Origin of the sequence: Rhodopseudomonas sp. BR0G17 (assembly GCF_010907025.1) — a bacterium.
Taxonomy (GTDB): domain Bacteria; phylum Pseudomonadota; class Alphaproteobacteria; order Rhizobiales; family Xanthobacteraceae; genus Rhodopseudomonas; species Rhodopseudomonas palustris_H.
The window spans coordinates 149,452-168,148 of record NZ_QUML01000001.1; the positions used below are offsets into that span (position 1 = coordinate 149,452).

Below are 18,697 nucleotides of genomic sequence, written 5' to 3' on the forward strand. Positions count from 1 at the left end.
AGCTCCCCGTCAGCTGCCGGATGCGCTTGCGGCTGCGTTTTCTTCAGACTCGTCGTCGGCTGCCGGCACGGCACCATTGGCGTTGATGCGCTGCTTCAGGATCGCCGATGGCTTGAACACCATCACCCGGCGCGGCGAGATCGGCACTTCGGTGCCGGTCTTCGGGTTGCGCCCGATGCGTTGCCCCTTCTGCCGGACCAGGAACGACCCGAACGACGACAGCTTCACCGTCTCGCCCCGCTCGAGGCAGTCGGTGATCTCTTTCAACACCAGTTCGACGAATGCCGACGACTCGGTGCGTGACAGGCCGACCTTCTGGTAGACCGCCTCGCATAGATCGACACGTGTGACTGTTCGTCCGGCCATCGCCTGCCCCACCTCACGGCGAAAGAAAAAATCCGCGCTGAAATTAAGAGGTTAACTACCGGCGGTCAACTCCACCGCGTCTCAAAGTTAGCACCGAACGCCATGGAAATGCTGCTAAAATTTTACGCGCACAACTACCAGCGGAGCAGCGCGGCGCCCCAGGTGAAGCCGCCGCCCATCGCCTCGAGCAGAACGAGGTGGCCCTTCTGGATGCGGCCATCGGCGACCGCAGTGCACAACGCCAGCGGAATCGAGGCCGCCGAGGTATTGCCGTGGCGGTCGACCGTCATCACCACCTTCTCGGGCGCGATGTGCAGCTTCTGCGCCGAGGCGTCGATGATCCGCTTGTTGGCCTGATGCGGCACAAACCAGTCGACATTGTCGGCGCTGGTGCCGGAGGCGTTGAAGGCGTCGACGATCACCCCGGTGATCATGCCGACCGCGTGCTTGAATACCTCGCGCCCTTCCATCCGCAGATGGCCGACGGTCTGGGTGCTCGACGGGCCGCCGTCGACGTACAATTTGTGTTTGTGACGGCCGTCCGAACGCAGATGTGTGGTCAGCACGCCGCGGTCGGCCGAGGTGCCCCAGCCTTCCTGCGCTTCGAGCACGATCGCGCCGGCACCGTCGCCGAACAGCACGCAGGTGCCGCGATCATTCCAGTCGAGGATGCGGGAGAAGGTCTCGGCGCCGATCACCAGCGCCCGCTTGGCCGAGCCGGCGCGCAGGTAATTGTCCGCAGTGGCGACCGCGAACACGAAGCCGGAGCACACCGCCTGCAGGTCGAAGGCGACGCCGTGGGTCATGCCGAGCGCGGCCTGAACCTGCACCGCGGTCGCCGGGAAGGTGTGGTCGGGGGTCGAGGTCGCCAGCACGATCAGGTCGATCTGATCGGCGGTCAGGCCCGCATTGTCGAGCGCCGCCTGGGCGGCCTTGGTGGCCAGATGCGAGGTGAATTCGCCATCGGCGGCGATGTGGCGTTCGCGGATTCCGGTGCGCTGGACGATCCATTCGTCCGAGGTGTCGACCGTCCGGGCCAGTTCTTCGTTGGTGAGGACCCGCTCCGGCAAGTAAGCGCCGCAGCCCAGTACGACCGAACGAATCACCGTCACGAGACAACCTCCTGAGCGCTCGGCGTCGCGACCAACGCGCCGGCATCACGATTGAGCGTTTGATTGATCTTGGTCAGGAGATCGTAGCGGACCATGTCATAGCCAACATCGACCGCGTAGGCAAAGCCCTCGGCATTGGTTCCGCCGTGGCTCTTGACCACGATTCCGTTAAGCCCGAGGAAAACGCCGCCGTTGGACTTGTTGGGGTCCATCTTGTCCTTGAGCGCCTTGAAGGCGTCGCGCGCGAACAGATAGCCGATCTTCGACCGCCAGGTCCGGGACATTGCGGCGCGCAAATATTCCGCGAGCTGGCGGGCAGTGCCCTCCGCGGCCTTCAGCGCGATATTGCCGGCGAAGCCCTCCGACACGATGACGTCGGCGGCGCCCTTGCCGATGCCGTCGCCCTCAACGAAGCCGATGAAATCAAAGCGCTGCGAATTCATCGCGCGCAGCAACTCGGCCGCCTCGCGGATCTCCTCGCCACCTTTGATCTCCTCGACGCCGATGTTGAGCAGGCCGACGGTCGGACGCTCCAGGTCGAATAGCACGCTGGCCATCGCCGCGCCCATGATGGCGAGCGCCTTCAGGTGCTGCGCGTCGCCGCCGATCGAGGCGCCGAGATCGAGCACCACCGAATCGCCCCGCATCGTCGGCCAGGTGGCGGCGATCGCCGGACGGTCGATGCCCGGCAGCGTGCGCAGGCAGAATCGCGCCATCGCCATCAGCGCGCCGGTGTTGCCGGCCGAGACCGTGACGTCGGCCTCCGTCTTCTTCACCGCATCGATCGCCTGCCACATCGACGATTTGTAGCGACCGCGGCGCAGCGCCACGCTCGGCTTGTCGTGCATCGCCACGGCGACGTCGGTGTGAATCACACGCGAGGCTTTGCGCAGCGCCGGATGCGCGGCCAGCTCTTTCTCGATCAGCTTGGCGTCGCCGTAGAGCAGGAATTCAACGTCCGGATGCCGGCCGAGTGAGATCGCCGCGCCGGGTATCACGACGGAGGGGCCGAAATCGCCCCCCATTGCGTCGAGCGCGATTCGAACTTTTAGAGGCATGGGCGTTCCGGAAGCCTGATCGCCTGCGACCTTGTGCGCTTGGCCGTGGACTCAAAAAAAGCCCCGTCGGGGCGGTGAAAAGCGTGCAGCGCTGCACACCGATTTGGCCGGACAATAGCCATTCTCCGCCCCGATACAACATCTTGATCGGGCAGATTTAAGTCGCATTTCGTAGCGTGTGCGCATGATTTTCGGCTGCGAACAGGCCGCGTCTGCGGCGGCTGGGCGGACGCTGTCCGCTCAGCCCTTTTTCGGCTTGCGCGGGCTCTCGGAGCCCACCGGCTGTTGCAGCGCTTTCAACGCCGCGAACGGGTTCATATCGGGATCGTCGCGGTCGACGACCGGCTCGAACACCGCGTCCGGTTTGCGCGGATAAGGATCGAGCCCGAGATACAGCGCATCGGTGGCGACACGGCCGATATCGATGATGCCGCGTTCGATCGCCTCCGGCGGATCGCTTGGATCGGGCTCGCCCTCCTCGTCGACCGTGTCGGACAGCTCGCGAATCTGCTCCGGCGGCAGGAAGGTGAGATCGACGCTCTCGTCGATGACGTTGTCGACCGGATCGAGCGTCACCACGCAGGTCTGCGTCACCTTGGCGCGCACCCGTCCGGTGAGTTGGACGCGGCCGTCAGTGAACGGCTTCAGATCAAATGACGCGGTGGCCTCCGCGACCCCGCGCAGATCACCGAGTGCGCTGATCGCCTCCCGCTCCGCGGCGCTCGCAACGATATCGCGGTGCAGCCCGGTCTCGGGAATCTGCAGCACCACTACCGGCACGCTCCACGGATTGTCTTCGCTCGCCATCGTCGAAAGTCCTCGTCTTAAGCGGTCGGCTGTGGGAACGGCAGCTCGCCGCTGCGCAGCTTGGCCGGCGGCACCGCGTCGAGCGCGTCGATCACCTGCCCGACATAGACCGCCAGCTTGCGCGCGTTCTCAATGTCGGCGCCGTCGAGAACGTTCCGGTTCAGCGCCAGCTCGAGGTCCTCGCGGCCTTCGGTCAACGCCAGATCGTACGCCGCCGAACGGCCGTAGAACGCCTCGCCGAACGCCTGCATCCGCTTCGGCACCGACAGGTCGCCAACGCCAAGCTCGCGCAGGTTGGCATCGAGGTCGCTGCAGAAATAGTCGAACAGCGCCTGGGCGAAGGTCGATGCGTCCTGGATGCTGCGAATCCGCCGCAGCACCAGCCACAGATGGACCACCAGCATCTCGAATCGGCCGTTGACGGTGTCGGCGACGCCGAATTGCTGGTAAAAGACCGGCAGGCGCGACTGCGCCACGATCGTGCCATAGATCGCTTCAATGGTGCCGCGCGGCGGCGTCCGGGGCGGACGGAGCAGATTGAACGGCCAAATCATTGCGGGTTCCAGGTCCGGGCCCGTACGGGCCTTTCGGGATTGCTTTCCGAGTTCCTGCCCGGTACGTCAACGCCCTGCGCGATGCAAGGGGATGAGGCCAACTCCCGGATGAGTATTTCGATCGATCGACGCGGGCGCGCCAACGCGCTGCGAAGCCGTTTTTCGCTGCCGCGCAACCTCGGCCTGGCCGTGGCGCTGACGCTGGTCGGCGCCGGTATGGGTGCCTGCACGTCAGAGCAATTCCAGAAGGGCTACATTCTGCCCAATGGCGCGCTGGAGCAGATTCCGATCGGCGCCAGCCAGGATCAAGTGCTGCTGGTGATGGGCACGCCGTCGACGGTGGCGACCCTGGACGGCGAGGTGTTCTACTACATCTCCCAGCGCACCGAGCGTGCGGTGGCGTTCATGCCGCAGAAGGTGATCGACCAGCGCGTGATCGCGATCTATTTCGACAAGAACCGCCAGGTCCGCCGTATCGCCAATTACGGCCTGCAGGACGGCAAGATCTTCGACTTCATCAGCCGCACCACGCCGACCTCCGGTCAGGAGATGAGCTATCTGGCGCCGCTGTTCCGGTTGATCAGCTTCCGCTAAGGCGGAGGCAGATCAGCGCAATGGTGTTGATGGGTAGGATGGGTTGAGCGCAAGCGAAACCCATCTCAGAAGCGCCATCCCGGCTACGCCAGCCCCTTCCCCCGCGCCCACTCCGCAATCGTCGCGTTGACTTCATCGGGTGCGTCCTGCTGCACCCAATGCGACGCGCGCGGCAGCTTGTGCAGGGTGAAGTCCTCGACGAACTGCTCGTTGCCTTCGGTCAGCGCGATATCGAGCGCGAGATCGTCCTTGCCCCAAACCATCAGCGTCGGCACGGTGATCACCGGATTGCTGCCGGCGCCGCCGGCAAGGCCGGAGAAGTTGGCGCGATAGTAGTTCAGCATCGCGGTCGCTGCGCCCGGCTGCAGGATGTTGCGGCGATAGATCTCGAGCTGTTCGGCCGAAATCTTGTGGCTGTGGCTCTTGAACATCTTGACCAGCGGCGCGCCGCCGTTGCGGGTCAGCAGCCATTCCGGCAGCCACGGCAATTGGAAGAACGCGACGTACCAGGAACGGCGGCGCTGCGCCCAGCCGCGGGCGAGTTCACGCGCGAACGCATCCGGATGCGGCGCGTTGAGGATGATCAGCCCGTCGAGATGCACCTTGCCGCGCAGCGCGGTCTGCCAGGCGATCACGCCGCCCCAATCGTGGCCGATCAGAATGCGGCGCTTGCCGCCAAGCGCGGCAAACAGCGCCGCGACGTCGTCGGTGAGGTGCTCGATCGAGTACGCCGCCTTACCCTCGGGCCGCGACGTGCCGCCATAGCCGCGCAGATCCGGCGCCACTACTCGCCAGCCGAGCTCAGCCAGGAACGGGATCTGCCGATGCCAGGATTGCCGCGCCTCGGGAAATCCATGCAGCAAGAGCGCGACGGTGTCGCCCTGCCCCGCGGTGTCGACCGCAAAGCGCAGTCCGTTGGCCTCCTGCGTCGCCGTCTCGATCGCCATCCTCAAGTCCCTGCCCTGTGATGGCCGATCCTACACTAGGATTTGTCCTTATTGATTTTCTTGATCTTGGCGTCGGTCGTCTCGATCGAACTCGCCAGCTCGAGAATCGCCTTCGACAGCAATTCGATCGCTTCCTTCTGATCCTGAGACTTGGCCGCGCGCAGCGCGTAGTTCTTGGCGGATGACAGTGACATGGGGGCTCCTATTCTTGTGTCGACGATTGCTGCTCATCGATGTACCAGACACGCGGCATTTGTAGGATGGGTTGAGCGCAGCGAAACCCATCAGCCCGACGGTTATCGCTCGCCGCAATCAATCTACATCTCTCGACCATCCCCACCCCAATCGCGCGGATAGACACCGCTGCGCACCATCGCTCTGAACGACGAATACGGCCAGTCGATTACCCGGCTAACGTAGCCGTGCTTCACGGGATTGAAATGGATGTAATCGGCATGAGCCGCAAAATCGCGCTCATCACGGAGGGTATGTTCCCAGAATCGACGTTGCCACAGTCCACGCTCCGCCCTGGCGGCGCGACTCGACGAGATCGTTTCGATCGACGGCAGTCGCCGGGAAAATGCAGACTTAAGCAAGCGCCACCGAGTTGAATAGTCGGCGTCACCTTGGGGTAACGTCCAGATTGCATGGAGATGATCGGGTAGCACGACAATCGCGTCGATTGCGAAAGGATGCCGTCGTCGCACATACCGGCATGCGGCCCGAAGCTCCGCGATGTGGTCGGTCAGCAATGCAGACCGGCGGTCGTTCAAATTCACAGTAAACAAGAAGGTGCCGCCGGGTACAAAATTGCGCCGATACGACGTCATCGAAGCCGCCCCCACACGCCAAGCCCGTAGGATGGGTTGAGCGTAAGCGAAACCCATCGAATGAGCAGCCGAAAAATCGGCCGAAATTGGGAGGCGCCGACCAGCATACTGAGAAAGCGATGGGTTTCGCTGCGCTCAACCCATCCTACGACGTTCCCGGAAACAAAAACCCAGCGGCGCTTTCGCCGCGTGGGTATCTGGAAGCTGTCCCTGCAAGCGGCGGTGATTACTTCTCTTCTTCCATCGACACCGCGACGGCGGCGTTGGCGGACAGGCGCACCTTGTTGCCTTCAACTTCGGCGACCAGGCCGCCGTCGATGAAGTGGTGGTGGCCCTTGTGATGGCCCTCGCCGCTGTCCTTCTTGGTCAGCTTGATGCGATTACCGTCAACCCGATCGACGGTGCCGACATGCACGCCGTCGGCGCCGATGACTTCCATATGTTCCTTGATACCGCTCACACCGCTCATGTCGTAATCCTTCCGCAAGATGGGAACGGGTAACGCAGCGAGTTCCGATAGGTTCAATCGGGGACAAGCAAGCGCGACTAGGAACCTGCAGGACGGGCTGACCAAAGCAAAAGCTGTCGCTTTTAGGGGAGAGTCTCAGAACTGCTGTGACCTGAGTCGTCCAAAACACTCATAGGGCCCTCAAGCTCATCAGAGGCAGGGTCGGATCTTGCTGGTGCCAGCGCCGCCAGTAATCCTCGCAAGTAGCGACGCCCTTCGGAGTTAGACCAAGCAGGTCTTCGCTCCCATCAATCGTTTCGAGGAATCCGAGCTCCCTTGAGCGCGAGATCACCTGGGCTGAAAAGGAATGTGGATCCGCCTCATCTAGACATCTAGTGTCGATCCAGCGTCTCTTCCCGCCAACATCAACGGGGACGACCGTGATCTCCGTCTCCAACTTGGACGCGCCCGCTTGCATGAAGTGGGCGCTTAGGGTCCACATTAGGTCACGCACTCGCGCTGGAATCTCGATCCAGTCAACGGCTCCGTCCGGGGAGTGTTCTCTATCCGCTTTCACGCATTTTTGGCGCAGCAAACCTTCGCGACCGAACTGATAGGCTTGAATTAGAGCACGTTCGATTTCTCCAATTGTGTTCTGAGAGCGCCCGTACTTGCGGGCAGCTCTATCCTTCGCAACCAGCCTACGAGCCCACTCTTTAAACGTTGCTCGCAATTGCGAGCTGATTTTGGTGTTAGACATACTCGCCTGCGCCTACTTGGGATTAACTGTCAACAAGCCTCTGTTTCCGTGTCAACAATTCTGTCGGTGTGTTGAGTAGCCTTCGCCATCCTACGATGCTCACGTCAAAGCAAAAGCCCCGCGGCTTTCGCCGCGGGGCTTTGTGTTGGACCAACCGGTCTGCCGCTTAGTGCGCCAGGATCGCCAGCAGCAGCAGGGCGACGATGTTGGTGATCTTGATCATCGGGTTCACGGCCGGACCCGCGGTGTCCTTGTAGGGATCGCCGACGGTGTCGCCGGTCACCGCGGCCTTATGGGCGTCGGAGCCCTTGCCGCCGAAGTGGCCGTCCTCGATGTACTTCTTGGCGTTGTCCCAGGCGCCGCCGCCCGAGGTCATCGAGATCGCGACAAACAGGCCGGTGACGATGACGCCGAGCAGCATCGCGCCGACCGCCGAGAACGCCGCCGACTTGCCGGCCGCACCGCCACCCGCGATCGCATAGATCGCGAAGTAGACGAAGATCGGCGACAGCACCGGCAGCAGCGACGGGATGATCATTTCCTTGATCGCCGCCTTGGTCAGCAGGTCCACGGCCTTGCCGTAGTCCGGCTTGTCGGTGCCCTTCATGATGCCGGGCTTTTCGCGGAACTGACGACGCACTTCCTCGACGATCGCGCCGGCGGCGCGGCCGACTGCGGTCATGCCCATCGCGCCGAACAGGTACGGCAGCAGGCCGCCGAACAGCAGGCCGACCACGACGTACGGGTTGTTCAGCGAGAAGTCCGGGGCAACGCCGACGAAGTACGGCGACTTCTGCGCAATGAAGAACTTGAGGTCTTCATTGTAGGCCGCGAACAGCACCAGCGCGCCGAGACCGGCCGAGCCGATCGCGTAGCCCTTGGTGACCGCCTTGGTGGTGTTGCCGACGGCGTCGAGCGCGTCGGTCGACTTGCGCACTTCCTTCGGCAGTCCGGCCATTTCGGCGATGCCGCCGGCGTTGTCGGTGACCGGACCGAAGGCGTCGAGCGCGACGATCATGCCGGCCAGCGCCAGCATGGTGGTGGTCGCGATCGCGATGCCGAACAAACCGGCAAGGCTGTAGGTGATCAGGATGCCGGCGATGATCACGATCGCGGGCAGCGCGGTCGCTTCCATCGAGATGGCGAGCCCCTGGATCACGTTGGTGCCGTGGCCGGTGACCGAGGCCTGGGCGATCGACTTCACCGGGCGGAAGTCGGTGCCGGTGTAGTATTCAGTGATCCAGATGATCAGGCCGGTGACCGCGAGGCCGACGATGCCGCATTCGAACAGCGCCAGACCCGTGTAGGACACGCCGGGCAGCGGGCCGAAGCCGATCAACTGGTGGATGACGACGCCGACGCCGATCAGCGACAGCACGCCGGTGGCGATCAGGCCCTTGTACAGCGCGCCCATGATCGACTGGGAAGCGCCGAGCTTGACGAAGAAGGTGCCGACGATCGAGGTCAGGATGCAGATGCCGCCGATGGCCAGCGGCAGCGTCATCACGTTCTGCAGATGCGCCGGATCGGCGCTGCCGAAGAAGATCGCGGCGAGCACCATGGTGGCGACCGCGGTCACCGCATAAGTCTCGAACAGGTCGGCCGCCATGCCGGCGCAGTCACCGACGTTGTCGCCAACGTTGTCGGCGATCGTCGCCGGGTTGCGCGGATCGTCTTCCGGAATGCCGGCTTCGACCTTGCCGACGAGATCGCCGCCGACGTCGGCACCCTTGGTGAAGATGCCGCCGCCGAGACGGGCGAAGATCGAGATCAGCGAGGCGCCGAAGCCGAGGGCGACCAGCGCGTCGACCACGGTGCGGCTGTTGGCCTGCAGACCGGCGAAGTGGATCAGGTAGATGAAGTAGAGGGTGACGCCCAGCAGCGCGAGACCGGCGACCAGCAGGCCGGTGATCGCGCCCGCTTTGAAGGCGAGCTCGAGGCCGCCGGCGAGCGAGGTGGTGGCCGCCTGTGCGGTGCGGACGTTGGCGCGCACCGACACGTTCATGCCGATGAAGCCGGCCGCGCCGGACAGGATCGCGCCGATCGCGAAGCCGATCGCCACGAGGATGCCGAGGAAGTAAGCGAGCAGCGCGAAGATCACCACGCCGACGATGGCGATGGTCATGTATTGGCGCTTCAGATAGGCCTGCGCGCCTTCACGCACCGCGCCCGCGATTTCCTGCATCCGCGCGTTGCCCTGGTCGGCAGCGAGCACCGACGAGGTCGCCCAGATGGCGTATACGATCGATAGCGCTCCGCAGAGCACGATCACCCATAGAGCTGTCATACCTGATTGCCTCAGTCCCGAGTTTCACCCCCGTGCCTGCGCCGCGGGAGCGGCGCGGGCGCGCAACAAGATGGCGTGCCCTCTTTTGCGGGGCAGCCTCAAATCGCGGCGAACCTTGCCAAAATCACAGGTGCTCCGCAATCGCTGCGAAGGGACTAAGCTGGGCTTTTCCGCTGACCTTCGGAGTATTCCAGCGAACTTCTTCGCGTCGGAATACCAGTGACTAAGCATCAGAAATGACTGAAAGACAGCATCTTCAGCGGGATTTCAGGGCCGCCCGCGCCGAGCCATTGCGGCGGCGTGGTTCCGTCTTCGGCAACGCCGATGACTGTCACCTGCACATGGCTCCGCTGCGCCGCAGCAAGGAACTGATCGAGATTGATTTGTGCAACGCCGCAAAGCAGTTCGTAGTCATCACCGCCGCTGAGTAATCGCGCCAGCTTCGACTCATCGGTTCCCGCGATCGCACGCGCAGCCTCCGACAACGGCACGGCGGTCGCGTCGAGAGTCGCGGTGACGCCGGAAGCGGCGCACATCTTGGCGAGATCACCGGCGAGCCCGTCGGAGATGTCCATCGCCGCGCCGGCATAATCGCGCACGGCCTCGGCCAGCGCCGAGCGCGGCTGCGGCACCCGGTAGCGGTCGATCAGGAAGGCGCGGTCTTCGTCGCTCGCAGCAACCGCCCGGCCCTGCAACAGGTCGAGCCCGAGCGCCGCATCACCGATCGTGCCGGTGACGACGATGGCGTCGCCGGGGCGCAACGCGTCGCGCGCCACCATCCGGCCCGGCGGCACCCGGCCAAGCACAGTCACCGAGATCATCATCGGGCCGGGAGTCGAGACCGTGTCGCCGCCAAGCAGCGGGCAGCGGAACGTCGCCGCATCCTCGCCAAGCGCGGCGGCGAACGGGGCGAGAAAGCCCTCGTCGGCCTGGCGCAGCGCCAGGGTCAGCAGGAAGCCGGCCGGCTCGGCGCCCTTGGCGGCTAGATCCGACAGGTTCACCCGCAGGGCCTTGCGGGCGATCGCGGCGGGCGGGTCGCCCGGCAGGTAATGCACGCTTTCGACGATCGCGTCCGTGGTCAGCACCAGATCGCTGCCCGTGGCAGCCAAGACAGCGGCGTCATCCACCAGCCCCCGCGCCCCCGGATCGGTCGCCAGAGGCTTGAAGTATCGCGCGATCAGATCGTCTTCACCGGAGGCCATGGTTTGCTTCCCGCGGCCGGTTTTGTACCCGGCCAAATCCCGCGCGCACTGAGAGGCCAGAAAGCCGCCGCGCGCAAGTCGGCAGAGCCGACGGTTCAGCCGCTCTCAACCTTACCGCTCACTCGGCATCTAGCAGGGTCGGATCTTCGACCTCGCCGATCGCGCGCCTGACGAACTGCACGATGGCAGGGCCCTGAGCATCCGCCATCTGCTGCGGGGTGGTGCCGGTTTGCTCGTGGGTCCACACCGTCCAAACAGCGACCACGCCTGGTTGGGCTTCGATCACAGCCGTACAAAATTTGGTCGTGCGATCACAGCCCATGCCGACTCTGTCGGGATAGACCATGTTTCTGATCTGGTCGTACTGTTGCTCTCCTCCGACCGTGCCGTAGCTTTTCAAAAGGTCGAGTTTGCTGCGGTCGAACAGATTGAACCGCTCAGGCAAACGTCGCAAAAGCCCCTTATGTTCGCCGCGGCAGAGCGCCTGCGACCAACGCCGCGTCAGCCGCGGGCAGATGCCCACCGAGGCGAGGTGCTCGCCGGTGTAGCGGTACTCGTGGATCAGGAATTCGACGTGATCCATCGGCATCGGTTTGCCCGGATTGCGGGCGGCCTGCCAGATCTGGTCCGCGAAGCTTCGGGTTTGCCGGCCGCCGAGATCGAAAACGTGGTCCGGCCCTCGCAGGGCGACGATTGGAACGACGATATGCTGCCCCGCGACGGCGAAGTGTGCATCCGAGGCAAGGAAATTGATGTCAGGCGGTCGCGGCCCTGGCGGGCTGACAACGATCCACGCGACGGCAGCGACGAATGCAAAAAGGCCGAGCAGAACAATCCAGAAGTGGCGAAAAGGTCCCATGACCAGGCCCCGGCATCATTGCGGGGTCTGATAACTCAAATTCGTTGCAACTTGCCCTGCCCGGTCCATCGAATTTAACACGTCACAACGCGTTACTTCGTAAACTCGTCTTCGCGGAACCGCCGCGCGATCTGGTCGAGCACGGCGTTGACCATGCCGGTCTCGTCCTTCTCGACGAAGGCGTGGGCGACGTCGACGTATTCGGAGACGACGACCCGCGCCGGGATGTCCTTGCGGTGTTCGAGCTCGTAGGCCCCTGCCCGCATCACCGCGCGCAGGATCGCGTCGATCCGCGCCAGCGGCCAGCCCTTGGCGAGCAGATCGTCGATCAGGGGATCGATCTGCTTCTGATCGCGCACCACGCCGGCGACGATGTCGCGGAAGAACGCGGCTTCGGCCGGCAGATACTGCTCGCCCTCGACCTCGTTGCCGATCCAGAAACTCTCGAACTCGGCGAAGGTCTCGTTGATGCCGGCGCCGCCGATGTCCATCTGGTACAGCGCCTGCACCGCCGCGAGCCGCGCCGCACCGCGGCGGTTGGCCTTGCGCTCGCCTTTCGGCACCGGTTTCTTGAACGCGGGTTTGTTGATCTCGGCCATCTGCATCAGGCCTTCGCCAGCCGGCGCTTGATCCGCAGCATCGCCAGCGCGGCGCGCGCGGCGTCGCCGCCCTTGTTGAGGTCGCCGGGCTTGGCTCGTGCCCAGGCCTGCTCGTCAGTGTTGACGGTGATGATGCCGTTGCCGAGCGGGAATTTGCGCGCGACGCTGAGATCCATCAGCGCGCGGGCCGACTCCATCGACACGATCTCGAAATGAATGGTCTCGCCGCGGACCACGCAGCCGAGTGCGATCGCCGCGTCGTACGGCTTGCCGGCGGCTTCGGCGGAGTCGATCGCGATTGCGACCGCGGCCGGGATCTCCAGCGCGCCCGGCACGGTCAGCACGTCGTGGGTGGCGCCGGCGGCCTTCAGCTCGGCGACCGCGCCTTCCAGCAGCGCGTCCTGGATGTCGTCATAAAACCGCGCCTCGACGATCAGGACGCGCGCGCCCGAAACGTCGGTCTGGTCTTTCAGGGGTGCGCGCCGCGCGTCTGCCATGTGTCGCTTCTTCTTCGGTCGGTTGTCTGCATCTCGGCCAGTGCGGACCTCATCCTGAGGAGCGGCCCATTGGCCGCGTCTCGAAGGATGAGCGCCGCGAAGCTCATGTTCGAGACGGCGCTTCGCGCCTCCTCACCATGAGGGCCTGCGGGTTGTAGGCGGAGGCCGGCGCAAAGCCAAGCCCGCGCATGACGTCCTTCGGCGGGCTGCCGCCTATTTCATCTCGCTCAGGCGCGCGGCATAGCGGGCCATCAGGTCGACCTCGATATTGACCTCGCTGCCGACCTGCCAGCCGTTCAGAATCGTCGCCGACAGCGTGTGCGGGATGATCAGCACCGAGAATTTGGTGTCCTCGACGGTGTTCACCGTCAGCGAGGTGCCGTCGAGCGTCACTGAGCCCTTCGGCGCGATGAACCGCGCCAGCTCGCGGCTGGTTTCCAGCGTGAAGCGGGCCATGTCCGGCAGCTCCTCGCGCGCCACCACCTTCGCGATGCCGTCGACATGGCCGGTGACGATGTGGCCGCCGAGCTCGTCGCCGATCTTCAGCGCGCGCTCGAGGTTGAGCCGGGTGCCCGCGGTCCAGGCTTTCGCCGTGGTCTTGGCCAGCGTCTCGGCACCGGCGTCGACCTCGTACCAGGTCTTGCCGCCCTCGGTGCCGGAGCCGACCACGGTCATGCAGATGCCGTTCGAGGCGATCGAGGCGCCGTCGGCGATGGTCGACTGGTCGTAGGCGCAGCGGATCCGCAGCCGGTGCAACTGGCCCTGCGCGACCGGCTTGACGGTCTCGATCTCGCCGATGTCGGTGACGATGCCGGTGAACATGGAGTGCCTTCTAGTTCGAATCGTAAATGGTGAGCGTATCAGCGCCGACGCGCTCGGTGCTGCGGACACGCCAGTGCGGTGAGTCGGTGATCGCTGTCAGCGGCAGGCTGTGCAGTGCGTCGATGCCGTCGGCGCCGATCGGATTGTCGCTGCGCCACAGCCAGATTTCATCGGCCAGTTCGCCGGCGACCAGCGAGGCCGCGACGCGGGCGCCGCCTTCGACCAGAAGGCGCGTCACGCCCTTGTCGGCCAGCGCGTGCAGCACGGCCGGCAGGTCGAGGCCCGGGGTGTCGGCGCAATCGACGACGTGGATCACCTCGGCACCGGCCGCACCGAGCCGCGCGGCAGTAGCAGCCTCGACGGTTTCGGAGGCCATCAGCCACAGCGGCGTGGTGCGGGCGGAATGCAGCAGCTTGCTCGCGGCGGGAATGCGCAAGCTCCGGTCGAGCACCACGCGGATCGGCGACTGCGCCGCCATGCCAGGCAGCCGGCAGGTCAGTTCCGGATCGTCGGCCAGCACGGTGCCGATCCCGACCAGCACCGCGTCGGAACGGGCGCGCAGCAGATGGGTACGGGCGTTCGCCGCCTCGCCGGTGATCGCGACGGGCTTGTGGCCGGCGGCGGCGATCTTGCCGTCTGCCGAAACCGCGAGCTTCAGCGTCACCTGCGGGCGACGGTCGCGGATGCGGCGAATGTGGCCGGCGTGGTCGCGCGCAGCCTCCTCGGCGCAGACGCCGATCTCGACTGCGATCCCAGCGGCGCGCAGCCGCGCATGGCCCTGGCCGGCAACCAGCGGATTGGGGTCTTCGATCGCCGAGACCACCCGCGTAATGCCGGCGGCGATCACCGCATCGGCGCAAGGCGGGGTGCGGCCGTGATGCGAGCAGGGCTCCAGAGTCACGTAAAGTGTGGCACCGCGGGCGGCCTCACCGGCCCGGCGCAGCGCTTCGACCTCGGCATGCGGACGGCCGCCATCCTGGGTCCAGCCCCGGCCGACGATCACGCCGTCCTTCACCAGCACCGCGCCGACCGCGGGGTTGGGCGCGGTGCGCCCCTGGCCGCGCCGGCCGAGCGCCAGCGCCAATTGCATGAACCGACGGTCGGCGGAATCGCCGGCTTTGGCCGCCTTTTCGGCGGCGAGCTTCTGGCCGATCTGCTCCTCCAGGATGCGGAAGATCATTTGCGGACCAGCGCCGCCCTCGCCTCGTCTTCGTGAGAGAGTTCGCCGAGCACGGCCTCGAAATCCTTGGCCTCGCGGAAATTGCGGTACACCGAAGCGAAGCGGACATAGGCGACGTCGTCGAGCTTGCGCAGGTGATCCATCACGCTCTCGCCGATCGTCTCCGACGAGATCTCGGCCTCGCCGCCGCTTTCCAGCTCGCGCACGATCGCCGATACCATCTGCTCCACCCGCTCCGGATCCACCGGCCGCTTGCGCAAACTGATCTGCACCGAACGCACCAGCTTGTCGCGGTCGAACGGCACCCGGCGGCCGTTGCGCTTGATCACGATCAGCTCGCGCAGCTGCACCCGCTCGAAGGTGGTGAAGCGGAAGTTGCAGGCGATGCACACCCGCCGACGCCGGATCACCGAGGAATCCTCGGTCGGCCGGCTATCCTTCACCTGGGTATCGAGGCTGTTGCAGTTCGGGCAGCGCATCGCTCGTTCCCTACGTCGTTGCCGGGCTTGACCCGGCAATCCATCATCTTGCGAAGAAGATGGATGCCCGGGTCAAGCCCGGGCATGACGGGCCGTTGATCGTTACTGATAAATCGGGAAGCGGTCGGTCAATTCCTTCACCCGCTGCTTCACCGAAGCTTCCACCAGAGGCGCGCTGCCGTCCGGCGATTGTGCAATGGCGTTCAGCACTTCGGCGATCAAGTGGCCAACCTGCTGGAACTCGGCGACGCCGAATCCGCGAGTGGTCGCCGCCGGGGTGCCGAGGCGCAGGCCCGAGGTTACGAACGGCTTCTCCGGGTCGAACGGGATACCGTTCTTGTTGCAGGTGATGCCGGCGCGGACCAGCGCCTTCTCCGACACGTTGCCCTTCAGCCCCTTCGGCCGCAGGTCCACCAGCATGAGATGGTTGTCGGTGCCGCCCGAAACCAGATCGAAGCCGGCCGAGCGCAGCGTTTCCGCAAGCGCCTTGGCGTTTTCGACGACGTTCTTCGTGTAGACCTTGAAGTCGGGCTGCAGCGCTTCCTTGAACGCCACCGCCTTGGCGGCGATCACGTGCATCAGCGGGCCGCCCTGCAGGCCGGGGAAGATCGCGGAGTTGAACTTCTTGGCCAGCGCCTCGTCGTTGGTGAGGATCAGGCCACCGCGCGGGCCGCGCAGCGATTTGTGGGTGGTGGTGGTGACGACATGGGCGTGCGGCACCGGCGAGGCATGGACGCCGCCCGCCACCAGGCCGGCGAAGTGCGCCATGTCGACCATGAAATACGCGCCGACGCTGTCGGCGATCTCGCGGAAGCGCTTGAAGTCCCAGGCGCGCGGATAGGCCGAGCCGCCGGCGATGATCAGCTTCGGCTTGGCTTCCTCGGCGAGCTTGGCGACCGCGTCCATATCGATCATCTGGTCTTCGCGGCGCACCGTGTAGTGCACCGGCTTGAACCACTTGCCGCTCATGTTGACCGGGGCGCCGTGAGTGAGATGGCCGCCGGCGGCGAGATCGAGGCCCATGAAGGTATCGCCGGGCTGCAGCAGCGCCAGGAACACCGCCTGGTTCATCTGGCTGCCGGAGTTCGGCTGGACGTTGGCGAAGTTGGCGCCGAACAGCTTCTTGGCTCGGTCGATGGCGAGGTTCTCGGCGACGTCGACGAATTCGCAGCCGCCGTAATAGCGGTTGCCCGGATAGCCTTCCGCGTACTTGTTGGTCATCACCGAGCCCTGCGCTTCCAGCACCGCGCGGCTGACGATGTTCTCGGAGGCGATCAGCTCGACCTCGTGGCGCTGGCGGCCGAGTTCGCCGCGGATCGCAGCGGCGATCTCGGGATCGGCCTGCTCCAGCGAGGCGGAGAAGAAGCTGTCGGGCGCGGACGCGGGATTGGCTGTGCTCATGGGAAAAGTCTCCACCGTCGCAGCCGGTTCATCGGGTGCGAGCGGTTACGGGATAGCGGTTCGGAAGCGGCGGCTGCCGCATAGCACATCCGGCCCCGCCGGCCAAGGATCTGAACCATGCATTGCGGCATCCGGCCTCAGCCCCGCCCAGATATGGTGGCTGCGACAGAGTTGCAGAAGGGGCAGCCAAACTGCCTGGAAACTCCTGGTTTTGTGCCGACCGGCGGTTCTGCCAGCTCCCTTTTCCCTTTGCGGAGGGAGCCGTGGCCTTCGACGAGCCTCGTCTTATGCCAGGTTAGGCCCGCCCTGCCCTCGACAGCGCCACCCATCGGACTTAGCTTTTCGCCATGAACCTGATCCGCCGCACCTTCGATCTCGACTCGGCGACCGACGAGCGCCTGAAGGCGCTTGCGGCCGAGCGAGGTCAGGACGAAGCAGCGGTGCTCGCCAAAGCACTCGCGCTGCTCGACTCAGTGGGCGAGATCGAAATCCCGGATGTTGCGGAAGATCGTCGGCGTCTCGACCGGTTTCGGGAAACCGGCGAAGCGGTGCCGATTGCCGAAGTCCGGGCCTGGGTCGAAAGCTGGGGCACCGATAGCGAGTTGCCACAGCCATCGGCGCGGCCGGTGGGATGATCCGGTTCGCACCGGAAGCCGTCGACGATTTAGCGCGGGTGCGTGACTTCCTCGATGCGAACAGCCCTGACGCTGCCAAACGCGCTATCGCCACAGTCTTTGCTGCCCTTCAGCGCCTCGAAGACTTTCCGAATCTCGGTCGTCAGACCGACGACGTCAGTATTCGCCAAATTGTCGTTCCGTTCGGATCGGCCTGTTATGTCCTGCGCTACGTTTTGGGCGACAACGGCGATCTTCTCGTCCTGCGGGTTTGGCACGGTCGCGAGGCACGGACATGAGCGGTTGGCGTTAGCATGACGCAGAGTTGATGGTGGCATCGCTGAGCTCGGCCTAGTGACAAACAAACCGGCATGTCCTGTCCAATTCCACTCCCCCTTGCCGTAGGGGGCGGGGCACGAGTCAAAAGCCTGTCACTCCGGCGGAGCTGATCGCCGAATTTTGCGTTTGACGGGACCTCGCTAGCAGCGCAAGGGGACCACGCCTCCCCTCGTCGTCCTCGCCCCCACTCGCCCATACTGACCGCGAAAAAGCCCTGAGCCATTCAATGGCGCTGATTGAAAAATTCGTTCCGGCGTTCAGCTTCAACGAGCGCCATGCCATCCAGGTCGACGCGCCGGGCGACAAGGTGCTCGACGCAATTCTCAGCTTCCGGCCGGAAGATGATCCGTTCTTCCGCCTGATGATCTCGTTGCGCGAATTACCTATGCGTACCGCGCGCCTATTCGGCAGCGTCGGGCAGACCACACCAAAAGTGTTCGGCATCGACGACTTCACGCTGCTCGAACACGACGACCAGGAGGTGGTGTTCGGATTGGTGGGCCAATTCTGGCGACCCGATTTCGGCCTCGTCCGCATTGCGGATGGCGCAGCGTTCGTCGCATTTCAGCGCAGCGGCTTCGTCAAGCTCGGACTCAACTTCGCGATTGCTCCGCAAGGCGACGGCCGCATTCGCCTGACGACCGAGACCCGCGCGTTCTGCCCCGATCGCGACGCGCGCTTGAAGCTGCTGCCCTACTGGTACGCCGTCCGTCCGTTCAGCGGCCTGATCCGCCGCCGCATCCTCGCCGGCCTGAAGCGCCGCAGTGAGGCGGCGTACGCGAGCGCCTAGCGATCCAGCATTGCAGCCTACCTCAGCGAAGGGAAGCGGGCTTGATCGCTGGCTCCTCCCGCTCTGTTATGTTGCAGCAAGCCGGCGCGCGCAGACCGCATCCTGCGCGATGCGGCCGCCCGCTATCAATGCCTCAGCAACAAGGAGCCGCC

General features: G+C 64.8%; 22 protein-coding genes. 4 read left to right on the top strand and 18 right to left on the bottom strand.

What is annotated here, in order from left to right; all coding sequences use genetic code 11:
* Positions 1-9 precede the first annotated feature (9 nt).
* The 5 genes from DY467_RS00710 to DY467_RS00730 all read right to left on the bottom strand — a co-directional run bounded on the left by DY467_RS00710 (position 10) and on the right by DY467_RS00730 (position 3,897).
* Complete coding sequence (locus DY467_RS00710) at positions 10-366, bottom strand: integration host factor subunit alpha (RefSeq protein ID WP_164633654.1); 357 nt, start codon at positions 364-366, stop codon at positions 10-12.
* A gap of 134 nt (positions 367-500) precedes the next feature.
* Entirely contained in the window at positions 501-1,478 is a 978-nt protein-coding gene (locus tag DY467_RS00715; RefSeq protein ID WP_107344666.1) for a beta-ketoacyl-ACP synthase III, read from the bottom strand.
* Entirely contained in the window at positions 1,475-2,536 is a 1,062-nt protein-coding gene (plsX, locus tag DY467_RS00720) for a phosphate acyltransferase PlsX (RefSeq protein WP_164633655.1), read from the bottom strand. The genes DY467_RS00715 and plsX overlap by 4 nt, the downstream gene beginning before the upstream one ends.
* Before the next feature lie 240 nt (positions 2,537-2,776).
* On the bottom strand, positions 2,777-3,343 hold the full coding sequence (locus tag DY467_RS00725) for a YceD family protein (RefSeq protein WP_164633656.1): 567 nt from the start codon (positions 3,341-3,343) through the stop codon (positions 2,777-2,779).
* 17 nt (positions 3,344-3,360) lie between these two features.
* Positions 3,361-3,897: a ubiquinol-cytochrome C chaperone family protein gene (locus DY467_RS00730; protein WP_107355803.1), complete on the bottom strand. Its 537-nt coding sequence runs from the start codon at positions 3,895-3,897 to the stop codon at positions 3,361-3,363.
* Between the two features lie 108 nt (positions 3,898-4,005).
* Here DY467_RS00730 and DY467_RS00735 point away from each other — a divergent pair, with 108 nt between their 5' ends.
* Positions 4,006-4,491, top strand: coding sequence for an outer membrane protein assembly factor BamE (locus DY467_RS00735; RefSeq protein WP_107344662.1), 486 nt, complete (start codon positions 4,006-4,008; stop codon positions 4,489-4,491).
* 83 nt (positions 4,492-4,574) lie between these two features.
* On the opposite strand, the gene DY467_RS00740 is transcribed toward DY467_RS00735, so the two are convergent.
* From DY467_RS00740 to glyA, 13 genes are all read right to left on the bottom strand, one after another.
* Positions 4,575-5,438, bottom strand: a complete 864-nt coding sequence (locus DY467_RS00740) for an alpha/beta fold hydrolase (RefSeq protein WP_164633657.1) — start codon at positions 5,436-5,438, stop codon at positions 4,575-4,577.
* A gap of 35 nt (positions 5,439-5,473) precedes the next feature.
* On the bottom strand, positions 5,474-5,632 hold the full coding sequence (locus tag DY467_RS26130; protein WP_165858132.1) for a hypothetical protein: 159 nt from the start codon (positions 5,630-5,632) through the stop codon (positions 5,474-5,476).
* A gap of 123 nt (positions 5,633-5,755) precedes the next feature.
* The gene (locus tag DY467_RS00745; protein ID WP_164633658.1) at positions 5,756-6,268 is read right to left on the bottom strand and encodes an REP-associated tyrosine transposase; all 513 of its coding nucleotides are present in this window, start codon (positions 6,266-6,268) and stop codon (positions 5,756-5,758) included.
* 226 nt (positions 6,269-6,494) lie between these two features.
* Positions 6,495-6,737, bottom strand: coding sequence for a DUF2171 domain-containing protein (locus DY467_RS00750; RefSeq protein ID WP_199852141.1), 243 nt, complete (start codon positions 6,735-6,737; stop codon positions 6,495-6,497).
* Between the two features lie 905 nt (positions 6,738-7,642).
* A complete protein-coding gene (locus DY467_RS00755; RefSeq protein ID WP_107344660.1) occupies positions 7,643-9,763 on the bottom strand; it encodes a sodium-translocating pyrophosphatase in 2,121 nt (706 codons plus the stop codon).
* A gap of 230 nt (positions 9,764-9,993) precedes the next feature.
* Positions 9,994-10,965: a thiamine-phosphate kinase gene (thiL, locus tag DY467_RS00760; protein WP_164633659.1), complete on the bottom strand. Its 972-nt coding sequence runs from the start codon at positions 10,963-10,965 to the stop codon at positions 9,994-9,996.
* 118 nt (positions 10,966-11,083) lie between these two features.
* Positions 11,084-11,824 (bottom strand): hypothetical protein, encoded by a 741-nt coding sequence (locus tag DY467_RS00765; protein ID WP_164633660.1) that lies wholly within the window; start codon positions 11,822-11,824, stop codon positions 11,084-11,086.
* 92 nt (positions 11,825-11,916) lie between these two features.
* The gene (gene nusB, locus DY467_RS00770; protein WP_107346599.1) at positions 11,917-12,423 is read right to left on the bottom strand and encodes a transcription antitermination factor NusB; all 507 of its coding nucleotides are present in this window, start codon (positions 12,421-12,423) and stop codon (positions 11,917-11,919) included.
* Positions 12,424-12,428: 5 nt separating this feature from the next.
* Positions 12,429-12,920 (bottom strand): 6,7-dimethyl-8-ribityllumazine synthase, encoded by a 492-nt coding sequence (gene ribH / locus DY467_RS00775; protein WP_011158279.1) that lies wholly within the window; start codon positions 12,918-12,920, stop codon positions 12,429-12,431.
* 213 nt (positions 12,921-13,133) lie between these two features.
* Complete coding sequence (locus DY467_RS00780; RefSeq protein ID WP_107344657.1) at positions 13,134-13,742, bottom strand: riboflavin synthase; 609 nt, start codon at positions 13,740-13,742, stop codon at positions 13,134-13,136.
* Positions 13,743-13,752: 10 nt separating this feature from the next.
* Positions 13,753-14,922 carry a bifunctional diaminohydroxyphosphoribosylaminopyrimidine deaminase/5-amino-6-(5-phosphoribosylamino)uracil reductase RibD gene (gene ribD, locus DY467_RS00785; RefSeq protein WP_164633661.1) on the bottom strand — a complete coding sequence of 390 codons (1,170 nt, stop codon included), beginning with the start codon at positions 14,920-14,922 and terminating at the stop codon, positions 13,753-13,755.
* Positions 14,919-15,401: a transcriptional regulator NrdR gene (gene nrdR / locus DY467_RS00790; RefSeq protein ID WP_107344655.1), complete on the bottom strand. Its 483-nt coding sequence runs from the start codon at positions 15,399-15,401 to the stop codon at positions 14,919-14,921. Before nrdR ends, ribD begins: the two co-directional genes overlap by 4 nt.
* A 102-nt stretch (positions 15,402-15,503) precedes the next feature.
* Positions 15,504-16,802 (bottom strand): serine hydroxymethyltransferase, encoded by a 1,299-nt coding sequence (glyA, locus tag DY467_RS00795; protein WP_107344654.1) that lies wholly within the window; start codon positions 16,800-16,802, stop codon positions 15,504-15,506.
* Positions 16,803-17,149: 347 nt separating this feature from the next.
* Here glyA and DY467_RS00800 point away from each other — a divergent pair, with 347 nt between their 5' ends.
* From DY467_RS00800 to DY467_RS00810, 3 genes are all read left to right on the top strand, one after another.
* Complete coding sequence (locus tag DY467_RS00800) at positions 17,150-17,437, top strand: hypothetical protein (protein WP_164633662.1); 288 nt, start codon at positions 17,150-17,152, stop codon at positions 17,435-17,437.
* On the top strand, positions 17,434-17,715 hold the full coding sequence (locus DY467_RS00805; protein WP_164633663.1) for a type II toxin-antitoxin system RelE/ParE family toxin: 282 nt from the start codon (positions 17,434-17,436) through the stop codon (positions 17,713-17,715). The genes DY467_RS00800 and DY467_RS00805 overlap by 4 nt, the downstream gene beginning before the upstream one ends.
* Positions 17,716-17,981: 266 nt before the next feature.
* Positions 17,982-18,545 carry a hypothetical protein gene (locus tag DY467_RS00810; protein ID WP_164633664.1) on the top strand — a complete coding sequence of 188 codons (564 nt, stop codon included), beginning with the start codon at positions 17,982-17,984 and terminating at the stop codon, positions 18,543-18,545.
* Positions 18,546-18,697 lie beyond the last annotated feature (152 nt).